The following is a 17,410-nucleotide window of genomic DNA, read 5'->3' on the forward strand; positions in this document are numbered from 1 at the left end:
TTGCTGATCCTTCGGCAAGTCTCAGAATGACCAAAAACTAAACAAACTATAGTCTCTTGAGCGATCAAAAAATAATTTTTTCCATGGTTGGGGTAAGCAAGGTGCACAAACCCAACAAAACCGTACTAAAAAATATTTATCTGTCCTTCTTTTATGGAGCCAAAATAGGAGTCCTAGGGCTCAATGGAGCAGGTAAATCCACCCTGCTTCGAATTATAGCCGGAGAAGACAAAGATTATCTAGGAGACATAAGTGTGCAGAAAGGCATTACTTTTGGTTACTTGCCTCAGGAACCACATCTTGATCCGGAAAAAACGGTAAAAGAGATCGTAGAAGAAGGAGTTCAGGAGACGGTTGATTTACTCAAAGAGTATGAAGATATAAATGCCGCCTTTGCTGATCCCGATGCAGACTTTGATGCACTAATAGAAAAACAGGCCAAGCTTCAGGAGAAAATTGATCATTTGGATGCTTGGGATTTAGATTCAAAACTTAACCAGGCAATGGACGCACTTCGCTGTCCTCCCGGAGAAACCCCCGTTACTGTGCTCTCAGGTGGAGAAGCCCGGCGCGTTGCACTCTGCCGATTACTTCTAAAAAAGCCAGATGTACTCCTACTTGATGAACCCACCAACCATTTAGATGCTGAATCGGTAAGTTGGTTAGAACAACATCTTGACCGATATGAAGGGACGGTAATTGCAGTAACTCACGACCGGTATTTCCTTGATAATGTAGCGGGTTGGATTTTGGAACTGGATCGAGGAGAAGGGATTCCTTTCAAAGGAAATTATACTTCCTGGCTGGAACAGAAATCAGATAGACTTAAGCAGGAAGAAAAGCAAGAATCCAATCGCCAAAAAACCTTACAACAGGAACTGGAATGGATTCGGCAGAACCCTAAAGGGCGTAGAGCGAAGAGTAAAGCCAGGATTAGTGCTTATGAAGAACTTCTTGCCCAGGAGACTGAAAAGCGAAACGATGATATGCAGATATCAATCCCAGCAGGTCCCAGATTGGGTAATAAAGTGATAGAAGCTCATGGAGTTTCAAAAGGCTATGATGACAAATTACTTTACGAGAATATGGAATTTCAACTTCCGCCAGGAGGTATTGTTGGGGTTATTGGAGCGAATGGTGCGGGTAAAACCACACTGTTTAGGATGATCATTGGAGAAGAAACTCCTGATAAAGGACAATTAGAACTAGGAGAAACAGTGAAGCTTGGTTATATCGATCAGAAAAGGCCTCTGGATCCATCCAAGACTATCTGGGAAGAAATATCGGGCGGATATGATATTATTCAGCTTGGAAATCGTGAGATAAACTCAAGAGCTTACGTTGGTAAATTCAATTTTGCAGGGAGTGACCAACAAAAGAAAACGGATCAACTTTCGGGAGGAGAGCGAAACAGAGTTCATTTAGCCAAGATGCTTAAAGAAGGAGCAAATGTGCTTCTACTTGATGAGCCTACCAATGATCTGGATGTGAACACTCTCCGTGCCCTGGAAGAGGCTTTACTAACATTTGCTGGTTGCGCAGTGGTTATCTCGCACGATCGTTGGTTCCTGGATAGAGTAGCTACTCATATCCTGGCTTTTGAAGGAGATAGTCAGGTGTATTGGTTCGAAGGTAATTACCAGGAATATGAAGAGAACCGAAAAGAACGTTTAGGGATTACGGACGACCAACCGCGAAGAATTGCCTATAAGAAGTTGATGCGCTAAGAAGGAAATGTCAATCGGAGGAATTATATAAAGAATTAATTCTCCAGAGAATTATTCAGTCGCTCAGCAAAGTTAAAGGTAATTTCAAAAAGACCATCTGAGTTCATAGAGTATTCAGCATCCAATTGTTGAAGAAGTGATTCGATGATCTTCATCCCAAGACCAGATTTAATTCCATCAAGTCCCATATTGAAACCGGGGCCGTTATCCCTGTAGGTAACATGCACATTGTTATCCACTCTTTTAATCTCCAGAAAAATAACACCCGGCTTGGTACTGTCACCAAAAGCATATTTATAGGAATTGGTAGCTAATTCATTAATAAGAAGTCCAAGAGGAATAGCTTGGTTCATGTTCAGTGAATGAATGCTAATAGCCAGATCCTGTTTAATGTTTGTATGATTGAGCTGCATATTATTGCTAATCTGCCTAAACAATTCGTTGTAATACTCATCCAGCTTTACAGAATTGAAATCTTCTGATTTATAAAGCAATTCATGAACCATAGAGATAGAAATAATTCTATTCTGTGCCTCTAATAAACTGTTTTTTTCCTTTGCATTTTCTGAACGAAATACCTGAAGTTGAAGTAAGCTTACCACGATAGCGAGGTTATTTTTTACCCTATGATGGATTTCTTGAAGTAATGTTTCCTTTTCGTCGAGTGATTTTTGAAGGCGCTTCCTGTTTCTCTCTAGTTCGGTTACATCTGATACGGTTACTATGATCTCAGAAATCTTACTGTTCTCATCATAGATGCATCCACCAGTTATGTCAGTTATTACTGAGGTTCCACTACGATCTTTCCTATGAATTCTTTTATTAAAAGCTCCATTTTTAACAGCATTTTCAAGCATTTCCATGAATTCCTGTTGCTGATCCATATATACATGGGGCAAAAACTTTCCAATAACTTCTTCCCGTGTCCAGCCAAATAATTCTTCAGCTGCAGGATTCCAGAAATCGCGTACTACTCCATCAACAGTGATTGAGTAAATAGCAACGGGAGATGCATTTATTAAAGCTTTGAGCCTGGTATTAGAAATAGATAAAGACTCTTCAGCTTTTACTCTTTTGTCGATATCCGTTGCTATTCCAGTCCAGGCTTCTATTTCATTAAGCTCATTTTTTTGTGGGACTATCAGTACTTGAAACCATTTATACTCTCCATCCCTTGCCTTAAGTCTATTAATCCCTGAAAGGAATTGTTGTTCTTCCAGTGCTTTAAACCATTGTTGGTCGGCTTCTCTTATTTCATTAGGGTGAATAAAATTTTTCCAACGCCATTCTTCAAGAGTAGTTCCTTCTTTTCCGAAGTAATCTAACCCATACCTGTTCATATAATTCAAATAGCCTTCGTGGTTAGCCGTCCAAATTATGCTGGGAAGAGATTCAGTCAAGGTTCGATATTTACGCTCCTTGTCATAGGTTTCAAGCTCAGTGAGTTTTTGCTGGGTAATATCTCTTGAGTAACCGAAAATCCAATTCCCTTTGCCCTTCTCTCTATGACAAATAATATGTAGGTATTTCTGGCGATTTCCCTCAAAGTTCAGACATAGTTCAAAGTCTGCGTCTTTTCCAGAATTAGAATTAAGTACATTTTTATATTGCTTAGCGTCTTCTTCAGAAAGGAGGGTCACTTGTTGAGATATGGAAGGTATTCCATTTTGAGGATCTAGTTCGAATAAGGAAAACATCCCCTCCGACCATATTAATTGCTCAATATCCGGATTATACTTAAAACTACCACTCTTAGAAATTCCCTCTGTTCTATTTAATAATTGTTGAGTCTCAAGCAATCTTTCTCTTAGCTCAGTAAGCGGGGTTACATTAAGAGCAATGGTGAGTATATATGTCTTTTTTCCAATCTTGATCTTTGAATTCTCTACAGAAGCATGAATGTGCGAGCCATCTTTATGAGAAAAAATCCAGTTACTCCTGTTGTTGTACCCATTTCCAAGGAAGAAGAAAAACTCTTGCCACGCCTCTTTAATGAGACTTGGAGCGAGAAACTTTGTAACTGATTTGTTGAGAATATCTTGTTCAGTATAACCCGTAATGTTATAGAACGTGTCATTTACGTAAGCGAACTTAAGCTTTGTATCTATTAAAGCTACTGCGAGTTTTTTACTACGTATTAAAGGTAAACCTAAGGTATTCTCTATATTAAGCTCTGAAAGCATTTCCTGAATAAAGACAACATTTACTTGAATAAAAGAAGATGTGAAAGAAAAAACTACAAGATAATCACATTAAAAAGTCAAGAGCGAAGGTCTTTGTACTCAAAAGTTTTACAACATACCTTCTTTTTTTTAGCCAGATTCCCCACTGATAAATGATTATCGGTACAATATTAATTAATAAGGGAACACATGGTTAAAAAGTCGCTATGTACAATGCTTGTGGTATGCGGGCTACTGTTCTTGATGCCAGAAGTAGTAGCACAGGAAGAGGAAAAGTCAGACAGCACCAAAATTGAAAAAAAGAATAAGGATCTGCCTATGGATCCTGAGCGGTTGCTGGAGTTTAATACTACGGAAGGAACGTGGATGTCGGTGGATGTAAGCCCTGATGGTCAAACCATAGCTTTTGATATGATGGGAGATATCTACACTATTCCAATCACCGGTGGTAAGGCTACAAAAATTACTGAAGGTATGGCCTTCGATTCTCATCCGAAATACAGCCCGGATGGTGAACATCTGCTGTTTATTTCTGATCGCAGCGGATCACAAAATGCCTGGTACCTAAACCTGGAAACTATGGAAGAAACCCAGGTTACCAAAGCTAGCAACGAAGAAATGGTGAACGGTGAATGGTCACCTGACGGAGATTACATCGTAGTTTCCAGAGGTAGAAGGAATTTTAAATTACATCTACATCATAAAGATGGTGGTCGTGGAGTCAAGATTATTGATTCCCCAAACAACATAAAAGCAATCGACCCATCTTTCAGTGCAGATGGCCGTTATATCTATTTCTCTCGAAGGTTTAATTCCTGGAACTATAATGCTCAATTCCCACAGTATACCGTTGGGATGTATGATCGCGAAACGGGAGAAACCGGAGTATACCTATCGCGACAAGGTTCAGCATTCACTCCTACCATGTCTCCCGATGGAAAATACATGGTATATGGAACTCGCTTTGAAACAGAAACCGGGTTAATTCTTCGGGATATGGAAACCGGGGAAGAGCGATGGCTGGCTTATCCTGTTCAGCGAGATGATCAGGAATCACAAGCAAGTCTGGGTGTCCTTCCGGCTATGAGTTTTACCGCTGATAGTGAAAGCCTCATACTTTTTTATGGTGGAAAGCTACATAACCTCAATATTGTTGATGGTAGTACAACAGAAATTCCATTTGAGGTTGATGTTAAATTAGAACTTGGGCCACTATTGGCATTCAAATATCCAATTTCGGATGATAAAGAAGCCCTAGCTACTCAGATCAGAGACGCTGTTCCATCACCGGATGGTTCTCAGCTTGCGTTTACGGCACTTCAAAAATTATATGTGATGGATATGCCGGATGGTACCCCTCAGAGAGTAACCAATTCTGAAATGACAGAAGCACATCCAAGTTGGTCACCTGATGGAAAGTACCTGGTATACGTTACCTGGGATCAGGAAAATGGTGGAGATGTTTGGAAAGTGGAGCCTAATGCCCGTCGGCCAAGACCACAAAAACTCACTAACCAATCCGATTTCTATATAAACCCAGCCTGGTCTTACAATAGCGATCGTATTGTATTTGTCAAAGGCAGCAAGTACGATTATGCTACAACCAGCAGCTCATTTGGGATTTTCTCCATACCAGATGAACTCGTTTGGGTTTCTACTGATGGTGGTGATATTAATTTTATTGATAACCGGAGTGGGAGGGGCAATCCTCATTTTGTTAAAAGTAATGACCGAATCTATTTAACTGATAATGATGGGCAGCTTGTTTCCATACGTTGGGATGGAACTGACCAAAAAGAGCACATTCGGATTACAGGTATTTCTACCTACGGTACTACCGATCCGGTTTCTCCAAGTGAAGCAAGTGTATTATATATGGCTCCGGAAGGGGATCAGGCGCTCGCTCAAATAAACAATGAAATATATACTGCAACCGTACCTCAAACCGGGAAAACAATTACGATCTCGTTAGCGAACCCAAGTGGAGCTTTATTTCCGGCTAAAAAACTCACTGTTATAGGTGGTGAGTTTCCAAGATGGTCTGGTGACTCAGATAAAATACACTGGTCACTTGGTAAAGGGCACTTCGTATATAGTCTCAGTGATGCAGAGGCTTTTGCTGATAGTTTAGAAGCGGCAAAGAAAGCTAAAGAGGAGGCCGAGAAAGAAGAAGCAGAATCTGATGAAGAAGGCCATGAAGAGGAAGAAGGAGAGGATCATGATGAAGATGAAGACCAAGAAGATGAGAAAGAAGAGGACAAAGGTCCCAAAGAATATCAGGCCGAAGAATACCGAATAGAGGTTACATATGAGCGCGATATTCCGGAAGGAAGCATTCTTCTTCAAAACGCTCGAATCATTACCATGAATGGAGATGAGATTATTGAACGAGGGGATATCCTGGTTGAAAATAATCGAATCAAAGCTGTTGGAAGGGCTGGAAGTATTACCGCTCCATCCGGCGCTGAAACCTTAGACCTTTCTGGTAAAACGGTAGTTCCTGGATTTGTTGATACCCATGCTCACCTCCGTTCAACAAGAGGTGTTCACAAAACACAAGAATGGAGTTATGCTGCGAATTTAGCTTATGGTGTAACTACTACCCGCGACCCTCAAACTGGTACCACCGATGTGTTGAGCTATGGTGATATGGTAGATGCAGGTCTAATGGTTGGGCCTCGTATTTACTCAACGGGTCCAGGTGTTGGTTTCTGGGGCTATAAGCTGAAGAGTCTTGAGCATACCAAAGAAGTGCTACGCCAATACAGTGAGTATTTTGATACCAAAACCATCAAGATGTACAGAGTAGGTAACCGTACGCACCGTCAATGGATTATCATGGCTTCGAAAGAACAAAAACTGATGCCTACTACTGAGGGAAGTTTGAATATCCGTCTAAATTATACTCAATTGATTGATGGGTATCCGGGGCATGAGCACAATATCCCGATCTTCCCGATTTACAAAGATCTTGTAAAATCAGTAGCAGATGCTAAGATGGCAGTAACTCAAACTCAATTAGTGAACTATGGTAGTCCATGGGCTGAAAACTATTTTTATGCTACAGAAGATGCCTATAATGATGAAAAACTAGCCAGCTTTGTCCCTAATGACGTACTTTCCGGAAGCACCCGACGAAGAGGATTCTGGGGGATGGATGAAGAGTACAGTTTCGACCGTCATGCAATTAAGGGCAAGCAAATTGTAGATGCCGGTGGTATAATCGGAGTAGGCAGTCATGGTCAGCTCCAAGGGCTTGGATATCATTGGGAACTTTGGGCAGTTGGAGCAGGAGGAGATGAAGGACTTACTCCTCACCAATCGCTTAAAGTGGCTACTCTTTTAGGCGCCGAAGCTATCGGACTCGATGAGGATCTCGGCTCTATTGAAGTAGGAAAACTTGCTGATTTGGTTATTCTGGAACGCAACCCACTGGAGAACCTGAGAAATACAAACACAGTAAGTCATGTGATGATGAATGGGCGTTTATATGAAGCAGATACGTTAAATGAAATCTATCCCCTGCAAAAACCATTCGGAACTAAGATTTGGAAACAAAGTGTTCCTAATGCTTCAGCATTACCAGGAGTGGATAAATAGAATACTTTTAAAGTATTGGTTAAGAAGCGTATCCGATTATTTCGGGTACGCTTCTTTGTTTTTTATAGCAGTCATCCTGAGGCTACTGCCGAAGGATCTTATTGGGTATCCGACTAGATCCTTCGCAGGTATGCTCAGGATGACGTATGGTTTTTTCTGTGCACTTATAAAAAAAGCACATCGTTTCAGGATGTGCTTTTTGTTCAACTCTATCCACTATCCCGGCTGCTGCCGGGATTGAGAATTAATTTTTATCTCATGTCATATCTCAAAAAGGCGAAGAAGCTTCCTCCAAAAGTCATCATGATAAATAAGATGAGAAGCCCGAAGTCCAGGATACTATTCTGAAATCCCACTCCTGCAGTAACAGTTGGAGGGGTATACTGTGGCATTTCACTCATGTCAAGGCCCTGGTCGTTTCTTCCGAAATCAATTTTAAGCCCGGAATTAGAATCAAATTCAATTCTCATTCCCCCATGCTCCCCGCCTTCGGCCTGCTTTTTCTCCACAAATTCAGTGAAGTCATCTTTATAGAGACGCATACTTTCTTCGTACCTGGTTTTAAGACCTATATCAGTGGTAGCCAGATTCATGGCTGCTAGTCTAAATGAGGAAACTGGAGATACTCTTGAAAGATTGAAAGCTAGCAACTGCTGTCCTTCCTTCTTGTTTTGAGCTTCTTCCATCAGTTTTCTGTTATTATCAACTATATCTGACTGTACCAATTTTCTCGAAGCGTCATCTTCTTCCAGCCATTCCCATTCCTTTTCATCACGGTAAGCTTGTCGTTCATTTTCGTCCATGCCTTCCATTTCCTGGGATCGGTTTTGCCAAACTTCAGATAATTCCGAAGAGTACTGTTCCCATCTCGCCCTTTGAAAAGCTTCTTGTTTAGCTTCTAACTGGGCTACCGATTCTACGGGCGTGATTTGTCCGGCTGTCATAACTCCAATTCTAGGTAGGATGAGCACTCCACTAATCCAGATCACTAATAGAAGTAGGAATGAGAGAGAGGATTTTCTTGTGATCGAAGAGATCAATAAGCCAATACCGATGAAAAAAGTAATGTACAATATGGATAAGGCTATCAGGCTGATAATGCTTTGCCACTCTGATCCAGTAACCGGGACACCCATGGTAATAACAAGCAGTAGTCCTAAAAGAATGGGTACGAGTAGCGGAACAATAAGTCCTAGCCATGTACCCGTGAATTTCGCTATAAGATATTGAACACGAGAAACAGAGTTGGCAAAAGCTAGTTTTAAAGTTCCGTTTTCTCTTTCACCATTTATCGCATCATAGGTGAAAAGTATGGCAAATAAAGAGAGTATTACCTGAACGATAAAAGCAAAGTCGATAAATCTGAATATCGCAAACAGAGTTTCATCCGAATACGGACTTCGTGTAAGTTTAACATCGTTAAAGTTTGAGATACCTGATAACCTGCCAACATCGAAATGTAATCCTGAAACAAATATCTGCATCGGAGTAGGGGCTCGATGGGCAATGTTTCTTACCGACATCCAATTGCTAGCCTGGGTAATATCCTGCTGAGCAATCTGCTGATTGGTTTCATATTGCTTAACTGAGTTTTTATACTCATTTATGCCGATAAAAATGCTGATTAGTATCAGGATTGAGCAAACCAGAAAAGTGGAAAAGAACTTCGGGCTCAACAAAATGTGCTTAAGCTCTTTTTGTATTAATAGTGATAGCATTGTTCTTTAGTTAAAATGTGATTGTTTTAAAGTCATTCTGAGGATACTTCCGAAGAATCTTTCCGGATATCCATTTAGATTCTTCGCTTCAGCTCAGAATGACTGGTAGAATTTTATCTGAGGTCATATCTCAAAAAGGCGGCAAAGGCACCTCCGAAAAAGAGAATGTTAAACAGTAGCAATAACCCAAAGTCCAGTATGCTGTTACCAGCGGCTTCAGCTACGGTAGCCTTGTTAAATTCAAATTGAGGCATCTCGTTTGGGTCAAGGCGTTCCGGTTCTTCCTGATCGTCATCGGTAGTCACCATTATCATTCGAAATCCGCCCTGATTTTGTCCCGTCTTTTCCCTCATAAAGTTCCCGTATACATTTTGATACTCATTGGCTGATTCCATGAATCGGTTTTGTAATCCGAGGGAGGTTCCAGCCAGTTCTGTAGATGTAAGGGTAAACACTGAAGTAGGAGAGACCCTGGAAAGGTTCAATGCAAGAGCTTCTTGTTCTTTCCTTTTGTTCACAAATTCTTCATTCAGTCGTTCGTTAAAAGCATCGATCTTTTTTTGTCGCTCGGCAGCAAGTTCTCCCATATATGCGCTGAATTGAGTCATCATATCCTGAGGTTCTGTTCCTTCAGGTGCAGTAAATTCAGCCATTTTAGGTCGGTCTTCTTCGAATAATTGAACCCGGTAGTTGTTTTTCTGAGAAGTGATGTCATCCACATTAGGGACTTCAACCATACGCCCGGAAATAAGAACAGAGGCTCGCGGAACAATCAGTACAGCAAAAATCCAGACTACCAATCCTATTAGAAAAGAGTTGGAAGGCTTAGAGGTAATCGCTGAAATGCCCATAGCCAATGCAAGAAATAATCCGAAATATGCTAATCCGGATAGTAGGATTAATCCCAGGCGGGTCCATTCATCACTTGAGAGTTGAATGCCAAGAAGTGGAAGTAACGCACACCCAATAAGTAAAGGGATCATCAAGGCCAGACTTAACCCTACAAATGATCCGGCGAGCTTACCGCCTATAAATGAAGCTCTTGAAATGGGGTTAGCGAAACACAGTTTGAGGGTCCCACTTACTTTTTCTCCATTTATAGCATCATAGGCAAAGATGATGGCAAACAAGGAAAGGACGATTCCAAAGATAAACTCCAGGTCCATAAATCGGAAGATGGCGAAAATGGGTTCATCGCCAAAGCGAGTGTTTTCAGCTCTTAATTCACCGCGGCCTCTCATAGAAATATTGCGGCCTATATCATTGGAAATACCGTTTACCAATGCCATTAATGGTTGTGGGGGAAGCATGATCGAATGTTCAACCATTATCCATTCGGTATTGGACGCAATTTGATTTCTGTTTTCCTGAACCGCTGCTTCGTATTGCTCCTGGCTGGCCAGGTAATTTTGTGCTCCCATAAAAAAGGCGAGAATGATGAGCACCGAACATACAGCAAAGCTAACCGTGAAACGGCTGCTTTGGATGATCTCCTTAAGTTCTTTTGTAAATATTAGCTTGAACATGGTATTGATGATTTTCAGTTTCAGTTGAGATCGTTTACTAAAGTCCCGGCTGATTCCATTTCATCCATATAGCCAGCCATATATTCCACGTACATTTCTTCAAGGTTTACCCCTCGAAGCTCTGCGTTGGTTCTCTGAGTAACCAGTACACCATTATTGAGAATGCCAACATGATCAGAGATTTCTTTTGCTCTAAAGATGTCATGCGTACTCATTAGAATTGCTTTTCCTTCGTCACGTAATTCTCCAAGTAATCGGGTGAATTCCTTTCCGGCTTTAGGGTCCAGTCCAGAGGTAGGCTCATCAAGAAGGATCGCTGGAGCATCTTTAAGAATGGCGATGGCAATGCCGCACTTCTGTCGCATTCCCTTTGAAAAGTCTTTTAACTTCTTATCAAACGCATTCTTCTGAAGCCCCACACGGATAAGTGCTGCCTCATAGTCTTTGCGTTTATAATGACTTTTCCCCCCCAGTCGAACGAAGAAATCTACATTCTGGATGGCAGTGAAATTCGGATACAACTGAACATTCTCAGAAACGAAAGCCACATTCTTTTTTGCTTCAATAGGATCTTCATTTGCATCAATGCTATTGATGAACGCATTCCCACTTGAAGGTTGAATAAAGTCGAGAAAGATATTGATTGTAGTAGTTTTGCCTGCTCCGTTCCCTCCCAGCATAGCGTAAATCTCACAAGGCATTACTTTTAACTGAAGATTGTCCAGAGCTTTTACTCCGTCTTCATACACTTTTGTTAGGTTTTGAGCCTCCAATAAAGGGGCTTGAGCTATGATTTCATTTTGCATGTTCTTGTTGTTTAGTTTTTAAATTTTTTTAGAAAGTCATCCTGAGGACACTTCCGAAGGATCTCATCGGGTATCCGTTCAGATTCTTCGCTTTCGTTCAGAATGACTTGAGGGGTAATTTGATTAAGGGTAATCGATCATTTTTTTGAAAGCTTTATTCCGAAGAAGACTAGTCCACCTACCAGTCCAATGATTAGTAAAAGGATGATTGCTGTGCCAAATACATTCGCCTTTGCAGCTATTTGAACCGTAAATGTTTTGTCTTCGGCATTTACAGGTTGGCTATCACTTAGTCCGGTAGATCTCATTCGCGTTTCGTACCTGCCCACACTTATGTCGGAAGGAGGAGTGAGGTACATCTTAACCGTTTGTTCTTCTCTGATATCCAGCGTAGGGATAATGGCAGGTTCAATTCGTTTTTCCCATTCAAAGGGAGCGTCCAACTCAAACTCGACATTATCAAGTCTTCGAGATCCCTCATTCACTACCTGGAAAGTAAACTCAACAGGGTTCTCACCATCTCCTTCATTGTATAATTGAGGAGCTTTGATTACCAACTGCCCAACGCCTTTTGGAATCATCTCTAATCGCACATAGCCAACATTAAGTGCTTCTATCTCTTCCTCTGTCCATTCGTTATTCAGCCTCGAATTAACTTCATTCAACCTATCGATTGGAACAGCTACCGCATAAAACGTTACGGGCTCATCCATAGGAAGATCGTTGGTTGGGCGATCGGGAAGAGAGATATTCAGGTTCGCTGAAATGTTATTTTTGCTTTCAGTGAATTTGATTTGACTAATTCTGCCTGTTGCTCCTTGTTCCGAGAAAGATTTAGTAACTGACGATGGGAGGTTGAGCACCTCTAATTTATAAGTATCATCCGTACCACTAAATAATTCTAAGCCTAATCCATAAGTAGCATTATCACCCAGCTCGATTTCCTGTGAAAAACGCTCAGACTGAATAAGAACCCGATTTGCTGAAGCATCCTTTTCGAGAAATACTTTTGGACTTCTGGACGCACCGTTACCATAAATTATGTTAACGGTTACTTCATCCAGATCCTGAAGCAAGTCGAACTCTACTGTTTTTGGATTCCCACTTCTGAGTTCTTCAAGCTTAATCTCATAAGGGGAGCTTATGATTGCACCATCATCATTACTTAATGAGACATAAATATTGTTAATGATGTCTGGCTGAAGGGAGCGAAAGAGTTCGTCTTCCATATTCACAATTTGAGAAAACTCTGCAGTGGCACTGGAAGTATTTTCTAGAGTGACCTGTACTCTCTTTTTTGAATTTTCATCCTGAGATTTAACCGCTCGCTTTATACTTACAAATTGTTGCTCAAAAAGGAGTACAAGGAGAGACTGTTGGTAATTAACCTCTGCATCTTCATAAGTATTCAGTGCACTTTCATACTGCTCAGAAGAAATGAGTTCCTTATTGTAAAGCTCTTTTTGGCGATCAAGTTCACTTTTAGCTCTGTCATAAGAACTCTTGGCTCGTTTAAGTCCCAAAAGCGGGTAACTGTCATCTCGCGCATTTGGAAAAGGGCTTTGGGCCTGCGCTGAACTTCCAATCAATACAGCGATTAGGAAGGATGTAATTAATGCTCGAATAAAAGTCGTCATATTAGTTTCCTGTTGAGATAGAGAAATTTCCTCTTGGTTCAGCTTTGCTGAAAGTGATCGATTTTTCATCTCCGTCTTTTTCAAGCTCCAAACTGATTTCATCTCCCACTTCAATTTCAGAAAGGGCATTTACCAGGTCTTGAGCTGATTCATAGGTGTTTCCATTCAAGGATGTAATGAAGTAGCCCTGGATGTTTTCCGACTTTAAGGCATCTGGCAAAAGAGGTTCAAGAATTCTTTCAATGGCTATCTTTTCTTCTCTGTCAAGCAATACACTTCCTAATTCAGGAGCCATAACAGGAGCAACACCTTCTACATCAGTCTCAAAGCTCATTACCTGTCTATTCCCATGCCCCTCCGGAACATCACCTTTTTTTGCGCTCATTATAAATCGCTCTTCTCCTCTTCGAACTCCAATTTTTATCTCCTCACTATCTTCAATACCCTCATAAATACTTCTAAGAGTTTCAATATCGGTGGCTCGTTTGCCATTCATCATCAGGATTACATCTCCGGTTTCGAGACGATCCTCTCCCGATTCATTATCAGAACGGGACATTTGTAGTCTTACTCGTATCTCATCTTCTTCTATAGCAAGAAGAGCAGTAAACTCTTGGAGGATTAAACTGGTGCTTGCATCAAAAGTCATTGTTTGGGCCTGGCGTGCTTCAAGTATGTGAGGCACAAGTATTAAAACTGAGGCAAGCAGAATGGAAAGTTTTTGAAGTTTCATCTTGGTTATATTGTGATTAATTGATTTGCGCCAAATATTTAAAAGCAGTTTGTAAGGGTTGTTAATAGCTCGCAAAAACTTTGTTAAGGATGTTAAATCGAGGCTAAAACTTTTTTAATAGCCCAAAAACCGACTAATTTTGCACTGTGAAAAAGGTTTGGATCACATATGGTTTTTTAGGATTAATGCTGGTTGCATTAGTTACTCTTGCAGTATTGCAGTATCACTGGTTGGGAAGTGTGAGTGATGCAGAAAAGGAACGCCTGGAAGAAAACTTGTCGGCCGCATCTGAAAATTTTGTAGCTGATTTTAATCAGGTCTTTTCCCAGACCGCTCAGAGCTTTAGAATTCAGGTTACCAACCCAGCTCCTGAGTTGGAATCTTTAATTAATACGTTGTATCTCGATTGGATCACAAATTCAAACTATGCAGATATAGTTGATTCAATATTTGTTGTAAGACCAATGGAATCAGGAGATGAAGGAGTATTCTTTTTTACCTCAGACCCGGCATCCTTAGACCTCATTGAGCCTGACGTACATCTTTCCGAATGGCTGGATGAGAGCTATAATAAATCCGGATCAGTAAAAAGAGTTTCGATTGGTGGTCACCCGGAGTTTGGGGTTAAAACTTATATGCCGGTTCCCATTCAGTTTTTGGATATGATCCAAATCCGAAACGAAAGTTTGAACCAAGATATAGCACTTAGCCTCAGCGTCGATCAATTAGATGATGTGTTACTTTTACAGTTAGACAATGATCTTATAAAGGAAGAATTAATTCCCAATATAGCACGAAGATATTTTTCGAATTCCTTTGATGACCAGTACCTGTTGGAGATTGTGAAGGAAGATCCTGAATCCGAACTCTATTACACTTCTGATGAAGATCTTTCAGTTGAAGCACCGGATTTCAAAACCTCATTGCACGAGTTTGATATCTCGAATGTGTTGATTTTTCAAGCTGCTGGTACTCAATTTCCACATAGCCAATTAAATAAGATTGAGGAATTCTCCGACCTGGAGAGACATGGTTTGAGGATTGACCGAAGTGATTCACCAGTAGATAGTATATCAGAAGAAATAGCAGTTAGAGGGCGCTTCTTTTCGGAAAGTTTTTCGTCTGTTACGGTAAACTCTTCATCAGATTCGCTTAGAACGGTTCGAAGAGATACTGTTATTTCCTCTTCCTTTGCAGGGGCTCTTGGAGCATCCGGTTGGGAGCTTTGGTTAAGTTTTAAGGAAGGTTCGTTAGATGCTTTTGTAAATAAAACACGGTTTAGAAACCTGGGTATTAGTTTCGGAATTCTTGGTATCCTGGGAATAAGCGTTGCGATGATTGTAGTTTTTTCTCAACGATCACGAGATTTAGCTGACCAGCAAATGCTTTTCGTCGCAGGAGTTTCTCATGAGCTACGAACCCCGATATCTGTAATAAGATCTGCTGCTGAAAATCTAAATGAAGGAGTAGTGAATACAGAAGAGAGAAAGAAAGAATATGCTAAGCTGATGATTGCAGAAAGTCGGCGCTTAAGTGATATGGTAGATCAGATTATGGAATTCTCAGGGATTCAGGGGGGGAAAAGAATCTATCATTATATGAATGTAGAAATTGAGCCTCTTATTTCTGTTATCCAGGAAGAAAGTCGGCACCTGCTCGAAGAGAAAGGGGTGCAGATGCAACATTCCGTTAATACCAGCCACCAGCATATCACCGCTGATAAAGATGCGCTTTTTCTGGTAGTGATGAATTTGATAAGTAATGCCATCAAGTTTAGCGACTCAAGCAAGAAAATTATTTTAAGAGTAGACGATGTTCAACTTCGAGGGAAGCCAGCGTTACAAATTTCAGTACAAGATTTTGGAATAGGCATTCCTGCTGACGAGCAAGAAAAAATATTCCAGCCATTTTTTAGAGGTACTAAGCCGGTTGATAATCAAATTAAAGGAAATGGGATAGGATTGAGCCTTGTTGAAAAAGTTATCAGGGCGCATAAAGGAGAAATAAGTCTGAAGACAAAGGAAAACGAAGGGACAACATTCTTCGCAACGATTCCTGTGGAGAGAGATAATGTCGGATAGAGCCAGGATTTTATTAGTGGAAGATGAGAAAGGCCTGGTCCTTACTATTCGTGACCGCCTGGAGGAAGAGGGATATGTTGTTGATGTAGCGAATGATGGAGAGGAGGGTTATAAAAAAGCTCTATCTAACACGCAGTCTTTGATCATACTTGACTTGATGCTTCCTAAAAAAGGAGGCCTGGACGTTTGCCGTGATTTGAGACAAAAGGGAATTGAAACCCCCATTCTTATGCTTACTGCAAAAGGGCAGGTAATCGATAAAGTTTTAGGCTTAAAACTTGGAGCAGATGATTACATGCAAAAACCCTTTGATATGATGGAATTACTTGCCAGGGTTGAAGTGCAGCTTAGAAAACGAAATAGAACAGAGAGCAAGGAAGCCAAAGAAATCTATTCATTTGCGGATGTCGACATTGATTTCAGGAAAATGAATATTGAAAAAGCTGGACAAGAAGTCACTTTATCAGCGAAAGAATTTCAATTACTGCGATTTTTAGTAGAGAATGAAGATGCCATCTTGTCGAGAGATCAACTTTTAAACGAGGTGTGGGGGTATGATTCAGTTCCTTCAACACGTACTGTTGATGTTCATATCGCCTGGTTACGGCAAAAATTGGAGGAAGACAGCCGATATCCTAAGCATATCCTAACTATACATGGCTTTGGATATAAATTTGTTGGCTAGTTTAAAGCGAAACGGTACCTGAGAAAGTTAATCCAGCAGCGGTTGCCGAAAACGTATTCCCAAACTCATCAGTGTAATCCATGATTACTACACTGAGTCCGAAACCTCGATAAGCTACTTCGAAGATAGTACCTGAAGCAGGGTCAAAGTCCAGATCCGGACCAACTCCATCAGCTTTGAACCTAATATTTTGATGAGTTACTAAGCCAGCTCCAATTCTGAGGTCATCAATGATGTAATAGTTTGCGGTAAATTGAAAAGGTATCCTTGTTAATCGGATATGAGCATTATCAGCTGCTGTTGTAACATATTTGAATCCCAGCGAAGCTCTAAAAGCAAGTTGTTGCAAACTCGGAATAGTGAATTCACCACCTACATATCCAGAGATCCCCTGGCCTGATCTTACTGTTTGAGAACCCCCATCTTCAAAAAGAATTTCTGCAATTTCTTCCCCACCAACTTCTAGTGCTCCTCCAAGTAGTAATTGAACGGGTGATTTTTGAGCAAAAACAGATGATGTGATTCCAAGAATCAGGATTAGTGAAACAGAAAGCCCCTTATAATTCATAAAAACTAATGATGAAAATTTTGACGCGAAGATACGCTGATAAACAAAAAATTCAACTAATGGAATAGAGAATTAGTTGGTAAGGAGGTCTTTAGAACTTCTTTAAGTTCTTTGATCTCTCCTTTCACTCCCCGATATTCATGAGT

The 17,410-nt window shown here is 40.7% G+C and carries 10 protein-coding genes; 4 read left to right on the plus strand and 6 right to left on the minus strand.

Features of this window, described 5'->3' with window-relative positions; genetic code table 11:
• The first annotated feature begins 56 nt into the window (after positions 1–56).
• Complete coding sequence (gene ettA / locus ED557_14685) at positions 57–1,727, plus strand: energy-dependent translational throttle protein EttA (GenBank protein ID RNC79328.1); 1,671 nt, start codon at positions 57–59, stop codon at positions 1,725–1,727.
• 35 nt (positions 1,728–1,762) lie between these two features.
• Here the strand turns inward: ettA and ED557_14690 are convergent, their stop codons facing one another.
• The gene (locus ED557_14690) at positions 1,763–3,910 is read right to left on the minus strand and encodes a PAS domain S-box protein (protein ID RNC79329.1); all 2,148 of its coding nucleotides are present in this window, start codon (positions 3,908–3,910) and stop codon (positions 1,763–1,765) included.
• 243 nt (positions 3,911–4,153) lie between these two features.
• Here ED557_14690 and ED557_14695 point away from each other — a divergent pair, with 243 nt between their 5' ends.
• Positions 4,154–7,510 (plus strand): amidohydrolase, encoded by a 3,357-nt coding sequence (locus tag ED557_14695; protein RNC79517.1) that lies wholly within the window; start codon positions 4,154–4,156, stop codon positions 7,508–7,510.
• 251 nt (positions 7,511–7,761) lie between these two features.
• On the opposite strand, the gene ED557_14700 is transcribed toward ED557_14695, so the two are convergent.
• From ED557_14700 to ED557_14715, 4 genes are all read right to left on the minus strand, one after another.
• The gene (locus ED557_14700; GenBank protein RNC79330.1) at positions 7,762–9,228 is read right to left on the minus strand and encodes a DUF3526 domain-containing protein; all 1,467 of its coding nucleotides are present in this window, start codon (positions 9,226–9,228) and stop codon (positions 7,762–7,764) included.
• Positions 9,229–9,341: 113 nt separating this feature from the next.
• Positions 9,342–10,754 (minus strand): DUF3526 domain-containing protein, encoded by a 1,413-nt coding sequence (locus ED557_14705; GenBank protein RNC79331.1) that lies wholly within the window; start codon positions 10,752–10,754, stop codon positions 9,342–9,344.
• Between the two features lie 20 nt (positions 10,755–10,774).
• The gene (locus ED557_14710) at positions 10,775–11,560 is read right to left on the minus strand and encodes an ABC transporter ATP-binding protein (protein ID RNC79332.1); all 786 of its coding nucleotides are present in this window, start codon (positions 11,558–11,560) and stop codon (positions 10,775–10,777) included.
• Between the two features lie 137 nt (positions 11,561–11,697).
• Positions 11,698–13,326, minus strand: a complete 1,629-nt coding sequence (locus ED557_14715; protein RNC79333.1) for a hypothetical protein — start codon at positions 13,324–13,326, stop codon at positions 11,698–11,700.
• Positions 13,327–14,076: 750 nt separating this feature from the next.
• Between ED557_14715 and ED557_14720 the strand changes: the two genes are divergently transcribed.
• Positions 14,077–16,011 (plus strand): sensor histidine kinase, encoded by a 1,935-nt coding sequence (locus tag ED557_14720; protein RNC79334.1) that lies wholly within the window; start codon positions 14,077–14,079, stop codon positions 16,009–16,011.
• Positions 16,001–16,696: a DNA-binding response regulator gene (locus ED557_14725; GenBank protein ID RNC79335.1), complete on the plus strand. Its 696-nt coding sequence runs from the start codon at positions 16,001–16,003 to the stop codon at positions 16,694–16,696. Before ED557_14720 ends, ED557_14725 begins: the two co-directional genes overlap by 11 nt.
• Position 16,697: 1 nt before the next feature.
• Here ED557_14725 and ED557_14730 read toward each other — a convergent pair whose 3' ends face one another.
• Positions 16,698–17,264 carry a hypothetical protein gene (locus ED557_14730; protein ID RNC79336.1) on the minus strand — a complete coding sequence of 189 codons (567 nt, stop codon included), beginning with the start codon at positions 17,262–17,264 and terminating at the stop codon, positions 16,698–16,700.
• Between the last annotated feature and the right edge of the window lie 146 nt (positions 17,265–17,410).

The sequence above is a fragment of the Balneola sp. genome, from assembly GCA_003712055.1.
In the GTDB taxonomy this organism is placed as follows: Bacteria; Bacteroidota; Rhodothermia; order Balneolales; family Balneolaceae; genus RHLJ01.

Coding starts and splice junctions, on each gene's coding strand:
- ED557_14700 (RNC79330.1), bottom strand. CDS start 9,228: ATGCTATCACTATTAATACAAAAAGAGCTTAAGCACATTTTGTTGAGC.
- ED557_14725 (RNC79335.1), top strand. CDS start 16,001: ATGTCGGATAGAGCCAGGATTTTATTAGTGGAAGATGAGAAAGGCCTG.
- ED557_14705 (RNC79331.1), bottom strand. CDS start 10,754: ATGTTCAAGCTAATATTTACAAAAGAACTTAAGGAGATCATCCAAAGC.
- ED557_14695 (RNC79517.1), top strand. CDS start 4,154: ATGCCAGAAGTAGTAGCACAGGAAGAGGAAAAGTCAGACAGCACCAAA.
- ED557_14690 (RNC79329.1), bottom strand. CDS start 3,910: ATGCTTTCAGAGCTTAATATAGAGAATACCTTAGGTTTACCTTTAATA.
- ED557_14710 (RNC79332.1), bottom strand. CDS start 11,560: ATGCAAAATGAAATCATAGCTCAAGCCCCTTTATTGGAGGCTCAAAAC.
- ED557_14730 (RNC79336.1), bottom strand. CDS start 17,264: ATGAATTATAAGGGGCTTTCTGTTTCACTAATCCTGATTCTTGGAATC.
- ED557_14715 (RNC79333.1), bottom strand. CDS start 13,326: ATGCCCTTTCTGAAATTGAAGTGGGAGATGAAATCAGTTTGGAGCTTG.